Here is a 17,443-nt window from a genome sequence, read left to right on the forward strand (position 1 = left end):
CACACTCGGGTGCCCATGGTGCCGCCGCCGGCGCGGCTGCGGATAATGGGGTCTTCCCTCAGACCCCTGGAGTTCCATTCATCATGACCGCCGCCCTGCTTGCCGGAATGACGCCCGCCCGCCTCGACGCGATCGCGCCGGAGCGGCTGCCCGCGCTGCTGCGCCTGATGCCCAAGGCGGAGCTGCACATCCACATCGAGGGCTCGCTGGAGCCCGAGCTGATCTTCCGGCTCGCGCAGCGCAACGGCGTGACGCTGCCCTATGCGGATGTCGAGGCGCTGCGCGCCGCCTACGCCTTCACCGACCTGCAGAGCTTTCTCGACATCTACTACGCCGGCGCCAGCGTGCTGCTGAAGGAGGAGGACTTCTTCGACATGGCCTGGGCCTACCTCGAGAAGGCCGCCGCCGACAATGTCGTGCACGCCGAGATCTTCTTCGACCCGCAGACCCACACCGCGCGCGGCGTGCCCTTCGAGACGGTCATCAAGGGCCTGAACCACGCGGTGCACCGCGCCCATGCCGAGCTGGGCGTGAGCGCGAAGCTGATCCTGTGCTTCCTGCGCCACCTGAGCGAGGAGGAGGCCTTCGCGACGCTGGAGGAGGCGCTGCCGTGGCGGCACCACTTCATCGGCGTCGGCCTGGACAGCAGCGAGGTGGGCCATCCGCCGAGCAAGTTCGAGCGCGTCTTCGCGCGCTGCCGCGAGCTGGGCCTGCACATCGTGGCCCACGCCGGCGAGGAAGGCCCGCCGGCCTACATCGTCGAGGCGCTGGACCTGCTGCAGAGCGAGCGCATCGACCACGGCGTGCGCAGCCTCGAAGACCCGGCGCTGGTGGCGCGGCTGGCGGCCGTGCGCACGCCCCTGACGGTGTGTCCGCTCTCGAACGTCAAGCTGTGCGTCTTCGACGACCTGACGCAGCACAACATCGGCGCGCTGCTCGACGCCGGCCTGTGCGCGATGGTCAACTCCGACGATCCGGCCTACTTCGGCGGCTACATGAACCAGAACTTCGTCGAGCTCTTCAATGCGCAGCCGCAGCTCACCGCCCGCCACGCCTACCAGCTCGCGCTCAACAGCTTCGAGGCCAGCTTCGTCGACGCCGACCAGAAGCGCGCGTGGCAGCACCGCCTCGACGCGGTGTTCGCTGCGGGCTGAGGCCCTCAGCGGGACTGCCGCGCCGCCTGCGTGCGGCCGCCCCAGCCCCAGTCGTCGGCCGGCAGCTCGAGCACGCTGACATAGCTGGCCTCGACCAGCGCATCCGGCAGCGCGCGGCGCAATGTGTCCCAGGCTGCGGCGATCCAGTCGGCCTTCTGCTGTGCGGTGCTGGTGCCCGCGGTGATGCGGATCTCCAGCGCGAAGGTGGCGCGCGCCGGGCCGGCCTCGGCTGCGGAGCCGGGCGGCTCGACCGGCTCGCCGCCGATCGTCCAGCCGATCGGCTCGGCCAGCACCGCGACCGCGGTCAGTGCGCGCTTCTTGCCGAGCAGCCGCTCGGTGTGGCCGGTCAGCTCGCGGGCGATGGCGTGGCGCTGCTCGGGCTGCGTCAGCGCCGGCCAGGTGCTCAGGGTCAGCAGGGGCATGAAATTCTCCCGTTGAACATGGCGCTAGACTAGGTTCCATGCCTGTCCGGGGACAGCCTCATCCGTGCCCAGCGCCTTTGCATGCCGAGCAAAACCCGTCCTGATGCCCTGGCGCCCGAGGCGCCCGGCCATGCCGCGCCGGCCGATCTGGCGCTGTTCGTGCGCGTGGCCGAGCTGGGCTCGTTCTCGGCGGTGGCGCGCGAGCGCGACGGCGTGGCCTCGCAGGTGTCTCGCGCGGTCGACCGGCTGGAGGCGATCTACCGCGTGCGGCTGCTGCGCCGCTCGACCCATGGCCTGAGCCTGACGCCGGAGGGCGGCACGCTGCTGCAGCACGCCCGCCAGGTGCTGGCCGCGCTGGGCGATCTGGCCGACGAGCTGTCGGCGCGGCGCGAGTGTGCCAGCGGCGTCGTGCGGCTGGCGGTCAGCCCGGCGCTGGCGCAGTGCTTCGTCGTGCCGGCCCTGCCGGCGCTGGCGGCGCGCCATCCCGACCTGCGCATCGAGCTGCATGCCGACGACCGCATCGTCGATCTGGCGGCCGAAGGCTTCGATGTCGCGCTGCGCACCAACCATCTGCGCCATGAGGGGCTGGTGGCGCGCCGGGTCGGGCGCTTCCGGCGCATCGTCTGCGCGGCGCCGGCGCTGCTGGCGCGGCTGGGCACGCCGCAGACGCCGGTCGATCTGGCGCGCTTTCCGCTCGTCACGCACCTGAACGCCGGGCATCTGAACCGCTGGACCTTCCTGATCGAGGGCGAGCGCCGGCCCTGGCCGGTGAGCGGCCGCTTCAGCGCCAACACCACCTGGCTCGGGCTCGAGATGGTGCGCGCGGGCCTCGGCCTGGGCTGGCACAGCACGCTGCTGGTGGCGCCGCTGCTGGCGCGCGGCGAACTGGTCGAGGTGCTGGCGCCGTTCCGCGATCCGGGCTGGGCGCCGGTCTGGGCGGTGATGCTGCCCGAGCGCGACCGGCTGCCGCGCATCCGGGCGGTGGTCGACTTCCTGGCCGAGGCGATGCACGAGGCCGGCTGATCCTGCCGGCCCTGCTGAGCGATCAGGCGACCCGCGGGCCGCGCCCGATCTCCTCGACCAGCGCCACCTGGCCCGGCAGGCAGACCCGGCGCAGGTCGTAGCGGCGCACGACCGTCTCGCGCGCGGTGCTGCGGATCGCGTCATGCGTGCCGGGCGGCGCGGCCAGCGCGTCGGCCATCGTGCGCACCAGGCCCTCGCGGTCGAAGAAGTCGACCAGCAGGCCGTTGCGGCCGTGCTCGATCACCTCCTCGACCGGCGCGGTGCGCGAGCCGATCACCAGCGCGCCGGCCGACATCGCCTCCAGCATCGACCACGACAGCACGAAGGGGTAGGTCAGGTAGACATGGGCGCGGGTCACCTGGTAGAGCTTCATCAGCTGCGGATGCGGCAGCCGGCCGACGAAGTGGACGCGTGCGCGCATCGCCTGGTCGAGCTGCGGCGCGATCTCATCGCGCAGCGTGTCCTGCCAGCTGCGGCCGTCCTGCGGCCGGGCGCCGTAGGACACGCCGCTGCCGCCGACCATCACCACCTGCGCCTGCGGGCGCTCGCGCAGCAGCGCCGGCAGCGCGCGCATGAAGACGTGATAGCCGCGGTTGGGCTCGAAGTTGCGGTTGATGAAGCTCAGCACCTCGTCGCCGTGGCGCAGCCGCAGCGGGCCGTGCTCGAAGACCGCCTCGGGGTCGGGGCGGATCAGGTCGGTGTCGACGCCGTCGTGCAGCGTGCGGATCTTGTGCTGGAAGGCCGGCGGCACTGTCGAGCGCTGCCAGGCGGTCGGCGACACGCCGGCGTCCATCTCGACCAGGCTCTGCAGCAGGTGGGTGTTCTTCGCGCGCAGCCGCAGCCGCGCCTCGATGCCGCGCGGCGGGAACTCCGGGTCGAAGGTCACGTCGTGGCCCTCCCAGCCGTAGAACCATTCGACGAAGTGCAGCTGGCGCGCCTCGGGCCAGATGTCGCGCAGGAACAGCGCCTCGCCCCAGCCGGGATGCACGCAGATCAGGTCGGGCATGAAGCCGTGCTGCTCGCGCAGCGCCAGCGCGGCGCGCGCGCAGCCCTCGCCGCGCAGCACCTTGGTCTCGTATTCCGCCACCCACGGATGGATCTGCGGCGTGCTGCTGCGCGTCACCCTGTAGCGGGTGCAGGTCACGCCGGGCAGCGGCCGCGCGGTGGGCTCGAGCATCAGCGCGCGCACCTCGTGGCCGGCCTGGGCCAGCGCCGGGGCGAGGTGGACGTACTGGCCGGGAAAGTTCTGGTGGACGAAGAGGATGCGCATGATGCCGGCCAGTATCGCGATGTTCCGGAACTGAAAGAAGCCCTCGTCGCGGTGCCGGTCGGTCGATGTGGACAACCCGCATGGGCTCGGGCGGCGTGTCCGGGTCCAATGCCGGCCATGAGCGTGATGATCCGACACTTCCGACAGCGCCTGCTGTGGCCGCTGCAGCTGCTGCCGCGCCAGGACGAGCGGCTGCGCCTGCAGCCCTGGGCCGCGGTGCTCGAGCGCCCGGGCAGCCCGTGGCGCGAGGCCGCCGAGATGCGCCACGGCCCGTCGAGCGAGCGCCACTACCAGGAGTTCGTGACCTTCCTGCCGCATGTGCAGCGCTTTCTCTACGGCGACGGGCCGCGCGCCGGCAGCGCGCGCACCGGCGGCGGCTCGTCGATGCGGGTGCTGCGCCGCGACGACGTGCAGGCGGTGCGCCTGCGCCTGGCGCCGGACCGGCCGGCGCTGCGGCTGGCGGTCGAGCATGTCGATCTCTATTTCTTCCACGATGTCGACGTGGTGGTGCTGCATGTCGAGGTCCATGCCGACGAGCTGCCGCTGCCGGTGGCGCAGGAGCTGCTCTACCGCTTCGGCCGCGCCTACCCGCCGGGCTGGGACGGCGAGGGTCAGCCGCTGCACTGCGCCAGCGAGGTCGAGTGGCTCGGCGCCGGAGACCAGACGCTGTGCGCGTCGGACGCATCCGACCGCCAGGCCTTCCTGGACTTCGTCGGCCTGCACCGCGCGCCGCGGCTGGCGGCGCACTGGCGCTGGCTGCTGCAGCCGCTGCGCCCGGAGCAGGACGAGGAGCCCGACGACGGCACAGGCCCGCTGCTGCGGGTGCGCCAGATCGAGTACCACCGCATGCCGGTGATGGCCTGGCTGGCGCTGGACGATCCGGCCGCGCTGGGCCGCGCCGACTTCATCCGCCTCGGGCTGGTGGCCGGGCAGGGCAGCGACGGCGAGGCCGAGCTGCCCTTCGCCGAGCGCCATGTCGCCGACTTCGAGGCCCGCCACTGCTACGACCGCTTCTGGCGCCCCGGCGGCGCGGCACCCTTCACCCGCTACCTGTGCTGCGGTCATGCGCTGGTGGTGGTCGGGCGCGCGGACTCGCGCTTCTTCGTCGACCGCGAGCGCGGCGTGCTGGCGCAGTTCCGCCATCAGCATTTCCTGATGTTCCTGATCGCGCACTTCCAGAAGGCGGCGCTGCTGATGTTCTCCGACCGGCTGGTGGTGGCGCTCGATGCGCTGCAGATCCATGACGCCAGCTCGGTCAAGCGCTTCAAGCGGGCGGTGCGCGGCAACTTCGAGACCTTCCTGCGCTTCACCCATCGCTACTGGTTTCACGACCTGTCCGAGCAGGCCCAGACCCGCGCGCTGCACCGGCTGTGCGCCGATCACCTCGGGCTCGACACGCTGCACCCGGAAGTGCGCGAGCGCGTCAGCGAGATGAACACCTACCTCGACACCGACAGCCTGCGGCGCCAGGCCAACACCGTGGTGCGGCTGACGGTGGTGACGATCGCCGGCCTGATCGGCACGCTGTCGACCGGCTTTCTCGGCATGAACCTGCTCGACGAGGCCGATCGCCCCTGGTCCGAGCGCCTGCTGATTCTCGGGCTCACGCTGCTGGCCTCGCTGCTGCTGACCGGCTACATGATCGTGCGCTCCAAGAGCCTGTCGGACTTTCTCGACGTGCTGTCGGACGAGCGGCTGACGGTCGGGCAGAAGCTGGGGCTGCGCTCGGAGCCGGGCGGGGGACGGGGGCGATGAACCGCGTCGGCGTCACGGGCGCCGACTTGAGCCTGGCCCCGTGCCGATGAGCGGCATGGCGGTGGCGCTTCTCTGCCGGATGCGCGGGGCGGGCGGCAGGACCATGGACCCGAGCGCGTGAAGACGGTGGCCCTGAACGACCCGCACCCGCTCACGCCGGCTGCGGGATCGGGCCAGCACGAACGGACCGGCCAGCAGCACCGACCAGGCATAGCCCACCGGCGCGATGCGCTCCTCGCCGGTGCGCGGGTGGCGCATCAGCAGCTCGCGCGGCACGCCGCTGCCCGGCATCGGGGCCGGCGCCGGCGGCACGGGGACCGACGGCATGTCGGCCGATGGTGCGGTCTTGCGCATGATCGTCTCCGGACATCGAGGGGGTCCGCTGCGATGGTGACCACGATCGCGGCGGACATGGGAACGAGCGGAAAGAAGGCCGCAAGGACAGCAGGAAAGAGGTCGCCAGAAGAGACGAAGGAACCAGAAAAGTCGGATGGAAAGTCGGATAAACCGGATTCCGGAAAACCGGGTGCATCAGGTGTCGACAATCTATTCGGGCCGGGTGCCTCGGGTCAACCCTTATTTGTGGTGGATTATCTGGTGCATCGGGAACGATGAATATCCCTGCTTCGGTGCAGTATCGATTCGATTTTCATCGGCATGTCATCTTGTGGTGCGATGGAAAATCGGAAACTGCACTGCCATCAGGCGTCATGCACCGGGAAGCGGGTTTCCCGGTGCATGGCGCCGGCCTGCGGCGAATACTCGAGAACAGGATCGGTGCGGATGCACCGGCTGGATCATTCGTGCCGCAGCGCCTCGATCGGATCAAGCCGTGCCGCGCGCCGTGCCGGCACATAGCCGAACACCACGCCGATCGCGGCCGAGAACACGAAGGCCAGGCCGTTGATGCCGGGCTGGAAGGCGTAGGGCATGGCCAGGAGCGAGGACAGTCCGATCGAGGAGGCGGTCGCCAGCGCGATGCCCACCAGGCCGCCGAAGCTCGAGAGCACCACCGCCTCGATCAGGAACTGCAGCAGCACCTCGTGCTCCAGCGCGCCGATGGCCAGGCGCACGCCGATCTCGCGGGTGCGCTCGGTCACGCTGACCAGCATGATGTTCATGATGCCGATGCCGCCCACCAGCAGGCTCACCGCCGCGACCGCGCCGAGCAGCGAGGTCATCAGCTGCGTGGTGCCGGACATCGTCTCGGCGAGCTGCTGCGTGTCGAGAATGTTGAAGTTGTCGTCGTCGCTCGCGCCCAGCTTGCGCCGCTCGCGCAGCAGCTGGCGCAGGCTGGACTGCACCGCGCGGCTGTCGGCGCCGTCCTCGAGCGAGACCAGCAGCGTGCCGATGTTCAGGCTGCCGGTGACGCGGCGCTGCAGCGTGCGCAGCGGCACCACCACCGTGTCGTCCTGGTCCATGCCCATCGCCGCCTGGCCCTTGGCGGCCAGCACGCCGACGACCGAGCAGGAGAACTGCTTGATGCGCAGGGTCTGGCCCAGCGGATCGGTGCCGGCGAACAGCTCGCGCTGCAGCGTCGCGCCGATCAGGCAGACCGCGCTGCCGGCGCGCAGCTCGGTGTCCTCGAAGGCGCGGCCTGCCGAGAGCGTCCAGTTGCCGGTGCGCAGCCAGGCGTTGGTGGTGCCGGTCACGCTGGTGGACCAGTTGCGCGCGCCGGCCACCACCGTCACGCTGCTGCGGGCCTCCGGCGCCACTGCGGCCACGCCGGCGATCTGGGTGGAGATCGCGTCCAGGTCGACCTCGCGGAAGGCGGGCGCGCCCGAGCCGCCGCCGCCCGGTCCCATGCGCTGGCCCGGGCGGATCTGCAGCAGGTTGGTGCCCAGGCTGGCGATCTGCGCCTGCACCGCCTGCGTGGCGCCGCGGCCCAGCGTGACCATGGTGATGACGGCGCTGACGCCGATGACGATGCCCAGGATGGTCAGGAAGGAGCGCAGCAGGTTGCGGCGGATCTCGCGGATCGCCAGCAGCAGGGTGTTGCCGATCATCGCGGCACCTCGGCGCGTGCGGTCTGGCGGACATCGCTGTCCATGCGGCCATCGACGAAGCGGATGATGCGCCGCGCGTATTCGGCCATGTCCGGCTCGTGGGTGACCATCAGCACGGTGATGCCGCGCTCGCGGTTCAGGCCGGTGAGCAGTTCCATGATCTCGCGGCTGCGTGCGGTGTCGAGGTTGCCGGTGGGCTCGTCGGCCAGCAGCACGGTGGGCTGGCTGACGATGGCGCGCGCGATGGCCACCCGCTGCTGCTGGCCGCCCGAGAGCTCGGCCGGCGTGTGGTGCTCCCAGCCGGTCAGGCCGACCGCGGCCAGCGCCTCGCGTGCGGCCTTCTGGCGCGCGGCGGCCGGCTCGCCGCGGTAGAGCAGCGGCAGCTCGACATTCTCCTGCGCCGAGGTGCGCGCCAGCAGGTTGAAGCCCTGGAAGACGAAGCCGAGATACTGCCGGCGCAGCCGCGCGCGCTGGTCGCGGTCGAAGCGCTCGACATGCACGCCGCGGAACAGATACTGGCCGGCGCTGGGCACGTCCAGGCAGCCCAGGATGTTCATCACCGTCGACTTGCCCGAGCCGCTCGGGCCCATGACCGCGATGAAGTCGCCCTCGTCGACATCGAGGTCGATGCCGCGCAGCGCATGAAAGGCGGCCTGGCCCTGGCCGTAGATTTTCTCGATGCCGCGCAGCCGGATCAGCGGCGAGGGGCCGGCGCTCATGGCGCTCATCGGGCACCGCCCGGTGCGCTGCCGGCGGCGGCGCTGGCCTGGCCGGTGATCACCGGCGCGCCCTCGGTCAGGCCTTCGCCGCTGACCTCGGTGCGGCGGCCGTCGCTCAGGCCGGTGGTGACGGTGAGCGGCTGCGGTGCGCCGTCCTTCAGGATCCAGATCTGGCGCTGGCCGCCCTCGGCCGTCTTCGTGCCGCCGCTGCGCTTCGGGGTGTTGCCGCCGGGCGGACGAGGCATCAGCTTCGACAGCAGGCCAGCGCTCTCGGTCGCCGCCGGGGCGGCCGTGCCGGTCGTCGGCGTGAAGCGCAGCGCGGTGTTGGGCACCGTCAGCACGCCGCGCCGCTCGGTGGCGGCGATGGTGGCGGTGGCGGTCATGCCCGGGCGCAGGCTCAGGTCCGTGTTGTCGACCTTCAGGTCGGTGGTGTAGGTCACGACATTGTCGGTGGTGGTCGAGCCATAGGCCACCCGGGCGATCTCGGCCGGAAAGCGCCGCGCCGGCCAGGTGCTGACGCTGAAGCTGGCGCGCTGGCCGGCCTGCACCAGGCCGACATCGGCCTCGTCGACCTTGACCTGCAGCTTCATCTGCCGCAGGTCCTGCGCCAGCGTCAGCAGCGTGACCGCCTGCAGCGAGGCGGCCACCGCATTGCCCGGCTCGGCCGAGCGGGTGAGCACCACGCCGTCGATCGGCGAGCGGATCTCGGCCTTGGCGCGGCTGGTCTCGTCCATGCGCAGCGCGGCGGTGGCGTCGGCGACGCTGGCGCGTGCGCTGCCCAGCGCGGCCTCGGCGCGGGCCAGCGCGGCGCGGGCGGCATCCAGCTCGGTGCCCGAGGGCACCTGACCGCCCGACAGCCGCGACACCTCCTCCAGCCGCGTCAGGCCGGCGCGCTGCTCGGCCAGCGTCGCCTCGGCCTGGCGCACCGCGGCCTGGGCCGAGGCCAGCGTCGCACGCGAGCGGGTGATCTGGTCGTCGAGCCGGGTGGTGTCGAGCTCGATCAGCACCTGGCCGGCGCGCACCTCGTCGTTGACATCGACATGGACCTTGCGGATCGTGCCGGAGAGTTCCGAGCCGAGGGTGACCTGGCGGGTCGGCTGCAGCGTGCCGTTGGCGGTCACGGTGATCGTCAGGTCGCCGCGGGCGAGCGGCTCGGTGAGAAAGCGCGGCGCGGCCTGGGCCTGCTGGCTGCCCTGCCAGGCGAGCAGGCCGGCGCCGGCGGCCAGCAGCAGCGCCGCACCGATCCAGACGCTGCGGCGGCGCCACCACGGACGTGGCAGCGCCGCGCTGCCCAGCAGGTCGGCGACGGCGGCCGGATCATCGGCGCGGGAGCGGTTCGGTTCAGCGGAGGCCATGGCAGCAAGCGGGAAGGTCAGCGGGTGGCGGCGGCGCGCACGGGCAGCGCCGCCAGATCGGCGGCGGACAGCCCGCCGCCGAGGGCCTTGAACAGGCGGATCAGGTTCTGGCGCAGATCGACCTCGGCGCCGACCTGACTGGTCTGCAGCGTCAGCAGCGTGCGCTGCGCGTCGAGCAGCGTGGTGAAGTCGATCAGGCTGGCCTGGTAGCGCTGGCGGGCCAGCGCCAGCGCCTGGGTGGCGGCGGTGACCGCCTCCCCGAACGCGCGGGCCTGCGCGCGGCTGCCGGCGGCCGCGGCCAGGCTGTCCTCGGCATCCTGGGCGGCGGTCAGCGTGGCGGCGCGCCAGCTCAGCCGCGCCTGTTCCAGCACCGCCTGCTGCGCCTCGACCTGTGCGGCCAGCAGGCCGCCGTCATGCACCGGCCAGTCGACCGAGGCGGCCAGCGTGGCCACCAGCGCGCCGCTGCCGCCCAGCGCGGCCAGCGTCAGCGCCCTCCAGCCCAGCGTGCCCGACAGCGCGAAGTCCGGTCGGCGCGCCGCCTGGCGGGCATCGAGCCGGGCCAGCTCGGCGCTGATCGTGGCCTCGGCGGCGACCAGATCAGGGCGGCGGCGCAGCAGTTCGGCCGGCACCCCGGCCTCGAGCTGGCGGTCGAGCGTGGCCAGGGCCTCGCCCGGCGCGGGCAGGCGGCCGTCGCGGCCGAGCCGGGCCTGCAGCGCCTTCGGCTCCAGGCCGAGCAGCACCGCCAGCGCATGCTCGCCCTGGGCGATCGCGGTGTCCCAGGCCGGCCGCTGCGCGCGGGTCTGCTCGAGGCTGGCGCGGGCCTGCTCGACATCCAGCGTCGAGGCCAGGCCGGCCTGGGCCCGCCACTGCGTGAGCTGCAGCGTCTGCTGCTGCGCCTCGAGGCTGGCCTGCACCAGCGCCCGCCGGGCCTGGTTGCCGCGCAGCGCCACCTGCGCCAGCGCGACCTCGCCGGCCAGGCTGTGCGCGCTGGCCAGCAGCGTGGCCTCGGTCGCGGCCAGATCGGCGGCGGCGCCACGCTCGGTGGCGGCCAGCCGGCCGCTGGCATCGAGCTCCCAGCTGGCCGACAGCAGCGGCGCCAGCACGGTGGTCGTGCTGCCGCTGCTGCGCTGGCGGGTCAGGCTGGCGCCCAGGCCGAGCTGCGGTGCCAGCGCGGCGGCGGCCTGCTCGCGCAGCGCGCGGGCCTGCATCACCCGGGCCCGTGCCGAGGCGAGCTCCAGATTGCCGGACAAGGCCTCCTCGACCAGCGCGCCGAGCTGCGGATCATCGAACTGCTGCCACCAGCGCGACAGCACGGGCAGCGTCGCGGCGGCGGGCGTGCCGACATCGGTTGCGGTGCGGGCTGCGGCGCTGGCGGCGGTCTCGGGGGCAGGCGTGCGGTGCGGCAGGCTGCTGCAGCCGCTCAGCAGCAGCGCCACGGCCAGCGCCACGGTCTGAGGGCACAGGCGCGGCTGGCTGAACGCCCGAGGCGAGGAAAAGGGTTCTTCGGTCAGGATCATCACTGGGGCTGCAGCGGCATGTCGATTCATGCTCGCGGCGCGGCCGAGGGTCGACCCTGATTTCTATCAAGTCGGCACCGGCTTCCCGATGCAGCCCGGGTAAAGAAGCTTGTCGCCCGCCGGAGCGCCGAGCACCGGCTCAGCGCGCGGCCAGCACCACCTGGGCGCGGCCTGCGCGCTTGGCTTCGTAGAGCGCATCGTCGGCGCGGCGCAGCAGGTCGTCGAGCGTGCGGTCGTTCTCGCCAAGCGCGGCCAGGCCGGCGCTGTACTCCAGCACGAAGCCCAGCGCCTGCTCCGACTCCAGCCTGAGGCATTGGCGCAGGCGCTGGTCGAGCGACAGCGCCGGGCCCTCGCGGGTGTGGGTCAGCAGCACGCAGAACTCCTCGCCGCCGTAGCGTCCGGCCAGATCGCCCGAGCGCAGCTGCTCGCGCAGCATGCGCGCCACCAGCTGCAGCGCCTGGTCGCCCCGGGCATGGCCGTGGTCGTCGTTGACCCGCTTGAAGTGGTCGATGTCGATCATCATCAGACCGAGCGGCTGCTGATAGCGGCGTGCATCGGCCAGCAGCGCCTCGGCGCGTTCGGTCCAGGCGCGGCGGTTGAGCAGGCCGGTCAGGCCGTCGGTGATCGCCTGCTCGCGCAGCTGCCGCTCGGCCTCCTCGCGGTAGGCCATCAGCAGCGCCATCGAGTTCAGCAGCAGCACCACGCTGCTGGCCAGCGCCGAGAGCTGGTTGATCGGATGCGGCGCGGTCAGGAAGGGATAGCTTTCGGTGAAGAAGGCGCCCAGCAGGCCGCGCCAGAAGGTGAGCGTGGCCATCAGCAGCATGCTGGCGGCGATCACCGCGCGCCAGCCGCGGTGTGTGCCGGGCGAGGGGCTCAGTGCCGCCCCAACCACCATCAGCATCTGCAGTCCGAGCACGCCGTTGGCCAGTCCGACCCACCAGGCATAGTCGCTGAAACCCAGGCCATAGCCCAGCGTCATCAGGCCGGTCAGCATCCACAGCACGATCAGGCCCAGGCTGCGCGTTTCGGGCTGGCCGTGGCCGGTCCACAGCCGGATCGCCCGCCACAGCATGACCAGGCTGGCCGACATCGCACCCATCGCCAGCGTCGACAGCAGCCGGTCGGGCCATTCGTTGCGCGCCAGCGTCGACATGACCAGGCAGAACCAGCCCAGGGCCTGCAGCCCGGTGGCCAGCACCGCATGGCGAGCCGCGATGCCGATGCGGCGCCAGCCCATGATGGTCGGCAGGGCGATCGCGCCGGCGAACAGGTTCACCGAGAACGCGACCATCAGCGTTCGGACATCGAGTTCCATGGATCTGCTGCCGTGGCCGCAGGCGGGCGCCTGGCACCCGGCCCGTCACCTCAGGTCACCGCTCCTCTCCACCGTTCCTCACTGGAAGGCCACCTCGTCGAAGCTGCGCAGCTTGCGGCTGTGGAGATGGTCGAGCCCCTGATGGCGCAGGATCTCGATCGCGCGGATGCCGATGCGCAGGTGCTGGTCGACCCGCTCGCGGTAGAAATGGTTGGCCATGCCGGGGAGCTTGATTTCGCCGTGGAGCGGCTTGTCGGAAACACAGAGCAGGGTACCGTATGGAACCCGGAAACGGAACCCGTTGGCGGCGATCGTCGCGCTTTCCATGTCCAGTGCCACCGCGCGGCTCTGGCTGAAGCGGCGCTCCGGACCCGGATGCGGCAGCAGCTCCCAGTTGCGGTTGTCGGTGGAGGCGACGGTGCCGGTGCGCATGATCTTCTTCAGCTCGTAGCCGGAGAGCTGCGTCACCTCGGCCACCGCCTTCTCCAGCGCGACCTGGATTTCCGCCAGCGGCGGGATCGGCACCCACAGCGGCAGCTCCTCGTCGAGCACATGGTCCTCGCGCACATAGCCGTGGGCCAGCACATAGTCGCCGAGCTGCTGGGTGTTGCGCAGGCCGGCGCAGTGGCCGAGCATCAGCCAGGCATGCGGGCGCAGCACCGCGATGTGGTCGGTGATGGTCTTGGCGTTGCTCGGGCCGACGCCGATGTTGACCATCGTGATGCCGCTGTGGCCGTGGCGCTTGAGGTGATAGGCCGGCATCTGCGGCAGGCGCGGCGGCGGCGCGCCCAGCTCGTCGCCGGGTTCGGCGGGCAGGCCGGCGCGGCGGGTCAGCACATTGCCGGGCTCGACGAAGGCGGTGTACTCGCCCGCGTCGTCGGCCATCAGCTCATGGCCCAGGCGCACGAACTCGTCGATGTAGAACTGGTAGTTCGTGAAGAGCACGTAATTCTGGAAATGCTCCGGCAGCGTGCCGGTGTAGTGGCGCAGCCGGTGCAGCGAGTAGTCGACCCGCGGCGCGGTGAACAGCGCCAGCGGATGGCGGATCTGGCCGTCGTGGCCGGTGCGCGGCTCGTGCGTGCCGTTGGCGATGCCGTCGTCCATCGCCGCCAGGTCAGGCAGGTCGAAGAGATCGCGCAGGCGCGAGCGCCGCTCCGTGCTCATCGTGCCTTCGATGTGGTCGTTCTCGGCGAAGCTGAAATGCACCGGGATCGGCTTGCTGGACAGGCCCACCTCCAGCGCCACGCCGTGGTTGCGCAGCAGCAGCTTGAACTGCTCGCGGTAGTAGTAGCGGAACAGGTCCGGCCGGGTCAGCGTGGTCTCGTAGACGCCGGGGCCGGACACGAAGCCGTAGGCCAGCCGCGAGTCGGCGCGCTCGACGGTGTCGACCCGCACCCGCACGAACGGGTAGCAGGCCCTCACCCGACCGCCGAAGTCGTCGCGGCCGCCGACGAATTCCTTCAGCGACTGGCGCAGGTGCGCGATGCCGGAGTCGTAGATCGCCTTGGCATGCGCAAACGCGGCCTCGGCGTCGGTGAAGCTTTGGGTGGTGATGACGGTGCGCGACATGGCCCATTCTGCCCGCAGCGCACCGATTCTTGTAGATCCGTCCGCGATGCGACCGCTGCCCGCCGGATCATTGCGGTTTCAGAGCCGCGCCAGCAGTTCGGCCTTCTTCGCGGCGAATTCCTGTTCGGTCAGCAGGCCGCGCTGCAGCAGCGCGCCGAGCTTCTCGATCGTCGCCAGGATGTCTTCGCCGCCGGCGGAGGCGGTCGGCATCGCCGCGGGCGGCGACATCGGCGCCATCTGGGTCATCGGGGCGAAGGCCGGGGCGGGCGCGGGCGCCGGGGCGGGGGCGACCGGCAGGCCGCCGCGCATCACCACCGGCAGCCGCGCCAGGTCGACCGGGCCGAACTGGCTGCTCATCGCGATGCCGCCGCTGCCGCCCTGCTGCTGCGAGAAGCCGCCGATCTGGTGGTCGAGCGTGTCGTAGATCCACACCTCGCCGCCGCTGTCGAGCGCCAGCCGGCGCGCCTGCGGGAACCAGGCGTAGCGCATCTGGTTCTGCGCGCCACTGGCGGCCGGCTGGCCGAGTTCGGCCGGCCACCAGGCGCTGCCGCCGCCGAAGACCGGCGCGCTGTGCCACAGGTCGCCGCGGGTGGCCGCCAGCGTGGCCAGCTCGTGGCACAGGCCGTCGACCCGCGCCTTCAGGCCGTGGTTGAACATGTCGCCGAGCATCAGCATGCCGCCGCTCATCCACTGGCCGGAGCCGCCGAACTCGGGATGGCTGAACTGCGCCATCGTGCCGCCGCCGGCCTGCACCGCCTGCAGCATCACGGTCACCGCCTCCGTGCTGAAGCCGTGGCGCGCGGCGATCGAGGCGACGGCCTGAAGGCCGGTGTCGGAGAGCTGGGGCATGGGGTTTCCTCGGGAGTGCTGCCGGCCAGCCTAGCAGACACCTCCGCACCGCGGCATGTCAGAGCCGGTCGAGCGGGATTTTCAGATAGCGCACGCCGTTGGATTCCGGCGGCGGCAGGTGGCCGGCGCGCATGTTGACCTGCACCGAGGGCAGCATCAGCACCGGCATGTCCAGCGTCGCGTCGCGCGCGCGGCGCATCGCCACGAAGGCGTCCTCGGCGACGCCGTCGTGCACATGCACATTGGCGGCGCGCTGCTCGGCCACCGTCGTGACATGCGCCAGCGCGCGCCCGCCGGGGCGGTAGTCGTGGCACATGAACAGCCGGGTGTCGCCGCGCAGGCCGAGCACCCGCCGGATCGAGCGGTACAGCGTCGCAGCGTCGCCGCCGGGAAAGTCGCAGCGCGCGGTGCCGTAGTCGGGCATGAACAGCGTGTCGCCGACGAAGGCGGCCGGCGCGACCTGCGGGTCGTCAGGCGTCTCGACCACATAGGTCAGGCAGGCCGGCGTGTGGCCGGGCGTGTGCAGCGCCGTCGCACGCAGGCCGCCGATCGCGAAGGTGTCGCCGTCGGCGAAGAGCCGGCCGAACTGGCGTCCGTCGCGGGCGAACTCCGGCTCGGCATTGAACAGCGTGCCGAAGGTCTTCTGCACCGTGGTGATCTGTGCGCCGATGGCGATCGTGCCGCCCAGCCGCGCCTGCAGCCACGGTGCCGCCGACAGGTGGTCGGCATGCACATGGGTCTCGAGCAGCCACTGCACCGTCAGCCCGAGCGCCTCGACCTGCGCGGCGAGGCGCTCGGCGCCCTGCGTGCCGGTGCGGCCGGACTTCGGGTCGTAGTCGAGCACGCTGTCGATGATCGCGGCCTGGCGGCTGTCCAGGTCGATCACCAGATGCGAGAAGGTCGAGGTGGCCTCGTCGAAGAAGGTGTCGATGCGCAGCCGGCCGGTGGTCTGGCTGGCGAAGGGGGCGGCGGTGTTCATGGCCGCGATTCTATATACCCGTCAGGGTACTTTGCGATGCCGTGCGGCCCGACCCGACAGCGCATTGGGGAAATACAGCGCGGTCAGGCTGCGGCTGTGCACCGGCGAGGCCTCGGTGACCGCGGCGGGGTCGTCGGTGTAGCGGCGCCAGTCGCGCACCCAGTGGATGTCGTCGCAGACATCGAGCAGGCCCAGGGTCTCGCGGTCGCCGGTCAGCACGCCCTGCACCCGCAGGCCGAATCGCTCGCGCGCCTGGTCGAGCCGTGCCAGCGTGGCGGGCATGCAGCCGAATTCGCCGTCGGTGACGATCAGCAGATCGGCCTGGCGCCAGCGCGCCTGGTGCACCCGCTCGACCGCACGCTCGATCGGCGTCTGCACATCGGTGCCGCCGTCGAAGGCCTGGCCCATCAGGTCCATCAGCGCCTGCAGGCCGCCCGGGCTCAGGTCGAGTTCGCGCTCGATCACCTCGCCGGGGCCGCCGAAGGCGATCAGCACGCAGCCGCGCCGCTCCGCATGGGCCGCGCGCATCGCGGCGATGACGATCGCGCGGGCGATGTTCTCGGGCGCGCCGCGCATCGAGCCGGAGGTGTCCAGGCAGAGAATGAAGGGGCCGCGGCCGAGCGGCTCCGGATCCGGCGGCGAGAGGGCGGCGCGCGGCGGCGCGGCCGGGTCCGGGCGCCAGTCGGTCAGCACCGCCTCGGACTGCCAGCCCAGCAGCCGGCATTCGGCCTGACGGGCGCGCCAGAGGCGGCGCAGCAGCGGGTGGCGCAGCATCACCGCCTCGGAGGCCAGCATCCGGTCGATGCGGCCGGTGAGCTGCAGGCCGGTGAGTTCGCCGGGCGCATCGGGCAGGCGGGTCTCGACCGCCCGCAGGCCGTGGGCCGCGCGCGCATCGGCCAGCGGCTCGGGGGCCTCCTGCGGCGGCGTGCCGCCCTGGCGCTCGGCACGGCCCAGGCGGCTGATCAGCGCGGCGAGCTGCGGCAGGCGTTCCAGCCAGGCCGCGGCCTGCTGGGCCTCGCGCCAGGCGCGCGAGCGCAGATGGCCGCGCAGCGCGTCCCAGCTCAGCCGCGAAGGGTCGCCCAGGCTGTCGAGCAGCACCAGCCGTTCGTCCCAGCCGCTGCCTTCCAGCTGCCACTCGGCCCGGAAGCCGGCCACTGCGCCCTGGATGGCCTCGGCCCGCGTCAGCCGGGGCTGGTGATCGACGATGCGGTCCAGATGCCACAGCAGCGTGCGCAGCACCTGCTGCGCCATCGCCGGGCGGCCCCGGCTCAGACCGGGCAGGCCGAGCTCGGAGACGGCCTCGCGCATCGGGGTCAGCGCGGCGGCGTCGCCCAGATCGGCCTCGGGCGGTGGCAGCGTGCCGGCCTCCAGCGCCTGCTGCCAGCGCCGTGTGTCACGCAGCCGCGCCTCGGCATGGCCGACGCTGGTCACCAGGGCCGGCAGCCACAGCTCGCGCGGCAGCTCGGCCAGACGGTTCCACGGCAGGTCGGGCGAGCGGCACATCGGCGCG

The 17,443-nt window shown here is 72.1% G+C and carries 16 protein-coding genes; 4 read left to right on the forward strand and 12 right to left on the reverse strand.

All coding sequences use genetic code 11. From position 1 onward, the window contains the following. Positions 1–83 precede the first annotated feature (83 nt). Positions 84–1,154: an adenosine deaminase gene (locus NFT33_RS08895; RefSeq protein WP_376744141.1), complete on the forward strand. Its 1,071-nt coding sequence runs from the start codon at positions 84–86 to the stop codon at positions 1,152–1,154. A gap of 5 nt (positions 1,155–1,159) precedes the next feature. Here NFT33_RS08895 and NFT33_RS08900 read toward each other — a convergent pair whose 3' ends face one another. After that, positions 1,160–1,576 carry a tautomerase family protein gene (locus tag NFT33_RS08900; RefSeq protein ID WP_251674689.1) on the reverse strand — a complete coding sequence of 139 codons (417 nt, stop codon included), beginning with the start codon at positions 1,574–1,576 and terminating at the stop codon, positions 1,160–1,162. Positions 1,577–1,657: 81 nt separating this feature from the next. Here NFT33_RS08900 and NFT33_RS08905 point away from each other — a divergent pair, with 81 nt between their 5' ends. Next, a complete protein-coding gene (locus tag NFT33_RS08905) occupies positions 1,658–2,599 on the forward strand; it encodes a LysR family transcriptional regulator (RefSeq protein WP_251674691.1) in 942 nt (313 codons plus the stop codon). 22 nt (positions 2,600–2,621) lie between these two features. Here NFT33_RS08905 and NFT33_RS08910 read toward each other — a convergent pair whose 3' ends face one another. Then, a complete protein-coding gene (locus NFT33_RS08910; protein WP_251674693.1) occupies positions 2,622–3,944 on the reverse strand; it encodes a glycosyltransferase in 1,323 nt (440 codons plus the stop codon). A gap of 42 nt (positions 3,945–3,986) precedes the next feature. Between NFT33_RS08910 and NFT33_RS08915 the strand changes: the two genes are divergently transcribed. Next, complete coding sequence (locus tag NFT33_RS08915) at positions 3,987–5,624, forward strand: magnesium transporter CorA family protein (protein ID WP_309296134.1); 1,638 nt, start codon at positions 3,987–3,989, stop codon at positions 5,622–5,624. Between the two features lie 12 nt (positions 5,625–5,636). Here the strand turns inward: NFT33_RS08915 and NFT33_RS08920 are convergent, their stop codons facing one another. Next, the gene (locus NFT33_RS08920; RefSeq protein ID WP_251674697.1) at positions 5,637–5,951 is read right to left on the reverse strand and encodes a hypothetical protein; all 315 of its coding nucleotides are present in this window, start codon (positions 5,949–5,951) and stop codon (positions 5,637–5,639) included. A gap of 60 nt (positions 5,952–6,011) precedes the next feature. Here NFT33_RS08920 and NFT33_RS08925 point away from each other — a divergent pair, with 60 nt between their 5' ends. Beyond that, positions 6,012–6,239, forward strand: a complete 228-nt coding sequence (locus NFT33_RS08925; protein WP_251674699.1) for a hypothetical protein — start codon at positions 6,012–6,014, stop codon at positions 6,237–6,239. Between the two features lie 182 nt (positions 6,240–6,421). Here NFT33_RS08925 and NFT33_RS08930 read toward each other — a convergent pair whose 3' ends face one another. The 9 genes from NFT33_RS08930 to NFT33_RS08970 all read right to left on the reverse strand — a co-directional run bounded on the left by NFT33_RS08930 (position 6,422) and on the right by NFT33_RS08970 (position 17,436). Then, entirely contained in the window at positions 6,422–7,630 is a 1,209-nt protein-coding gene (locus NFT33_RS08930; protein WP_251674700.1) for an ABC transporter permease, read from the reverse strand. Next, positions 7,627–8,349 carry an ABC transporter ATP-binding protein gene (locus tag NFT33_RS08935; protein WP_251674702.1) on the reverse strand — a complete coding sequence of 241 codons (723 nt, stop codon included), beginning with the start codon at positions 8,347–8,349 and terminating at the stop codon, positions 7,627–7,629. Before NFT33_RS08935 ends, NFT33_RS08930 begins: the two co-directional genes overlap by 4 nt. Positions 8,350–8,354: 5 nt before the next feature. Further along, positions 8,355–9,704, reverse strand: coding sequence for an efflux RND transporter periplasmic adaptor subunit (locus NFT33_RS08940; protein ID WP_251674704.1), 1,350 nt, complete (start codon positions 9,702–9,704; stop codon positions 8,355–8,357). 17 nt (positions 9,705–9,721) lie between these two features. Then, positions 9,722–11,221 carry an efflux transporter outer membrane subunit gene (locus NFT33_RS08945; protein ID WP_251674706.1) on the reverse strand — a complete coding sequence of 500 codons (1,500 nt, stop codon included), beginning with the start codon at positions 11,219–11,221 and terminating at the stop codon, positions 9,722–9,724. 139 nt (positions 11,222–11,360) lie between these two features. Next, a complete protein-coding gene (locus tag NFT33_RS08950) occupies positions 11,361–12,536 on the reverse strand; it encodes a GGDEF domain-containing protein (protein ID WP_251674708.1) in 1,176 nt (391 codons plus the stop codon). A 78-nt stretch (positions 12,537–12,614) separates the two neighbouring features. Beyond that, positions 12,615–14,105: an AMP nucleosidase gene (locus tag NFT33_RS08955; protein ID WP_251674710.1), complete on the reverse strand. Its 1,491-nt coding sequence runs from the start codon at positions 14,103–14,105 to the stop codon at positions 12,615–12,617. Between the two features lie 78 nt (positions 14,106–14,183). Further along, positions 14,184–14,954, reverse strand: coding sequence for an SHOCT domain-containing protein (locus tag NFT33_RS08960; RefSeq protein WP_251674712.1), 771 nt, complete (start codon positions 14,952–14,954; stop codon positions 14,184–14,186). Positions 14,955–15,012: 58 nt separating this feature from the next. After that, complete coding sequence (locus tag NFT33_RS08965) at positions 15,013–15,933, reverse strand: MBL fold metallo-hydrolase (protein ID WP_251674714.1); 921 nt, start codon at positions 15,931–15,933, stop codon at positions 15,013–15,015. Positions 15,934–15,954: 21 nt separating this feature from the next. Beyond that, positions 15,955–17,436, reverse strand: coding sequence for a VWA domain-containing protein (locus tag NFT33_RS08970; protein ID WP_251674716.1), 1,482 nt, complete (start codon positions 17,434–17,436; stop codon positions 15,955–15,957). Positions 17,437–17,443 lie beyond the last annotated feature (7 nt).

Source organism: Sphaerotilus sp. FB-3, assembly GCF_023706025.1.
GTDB classification, from domain to species: domain Bacteria; phylum Pseudomonadota; class Gammaproteobacteria; order Burkholderiales; family Burkholderiaceae_C; genus Sphaerotilus; species Sphaerotilus sulfidivorans.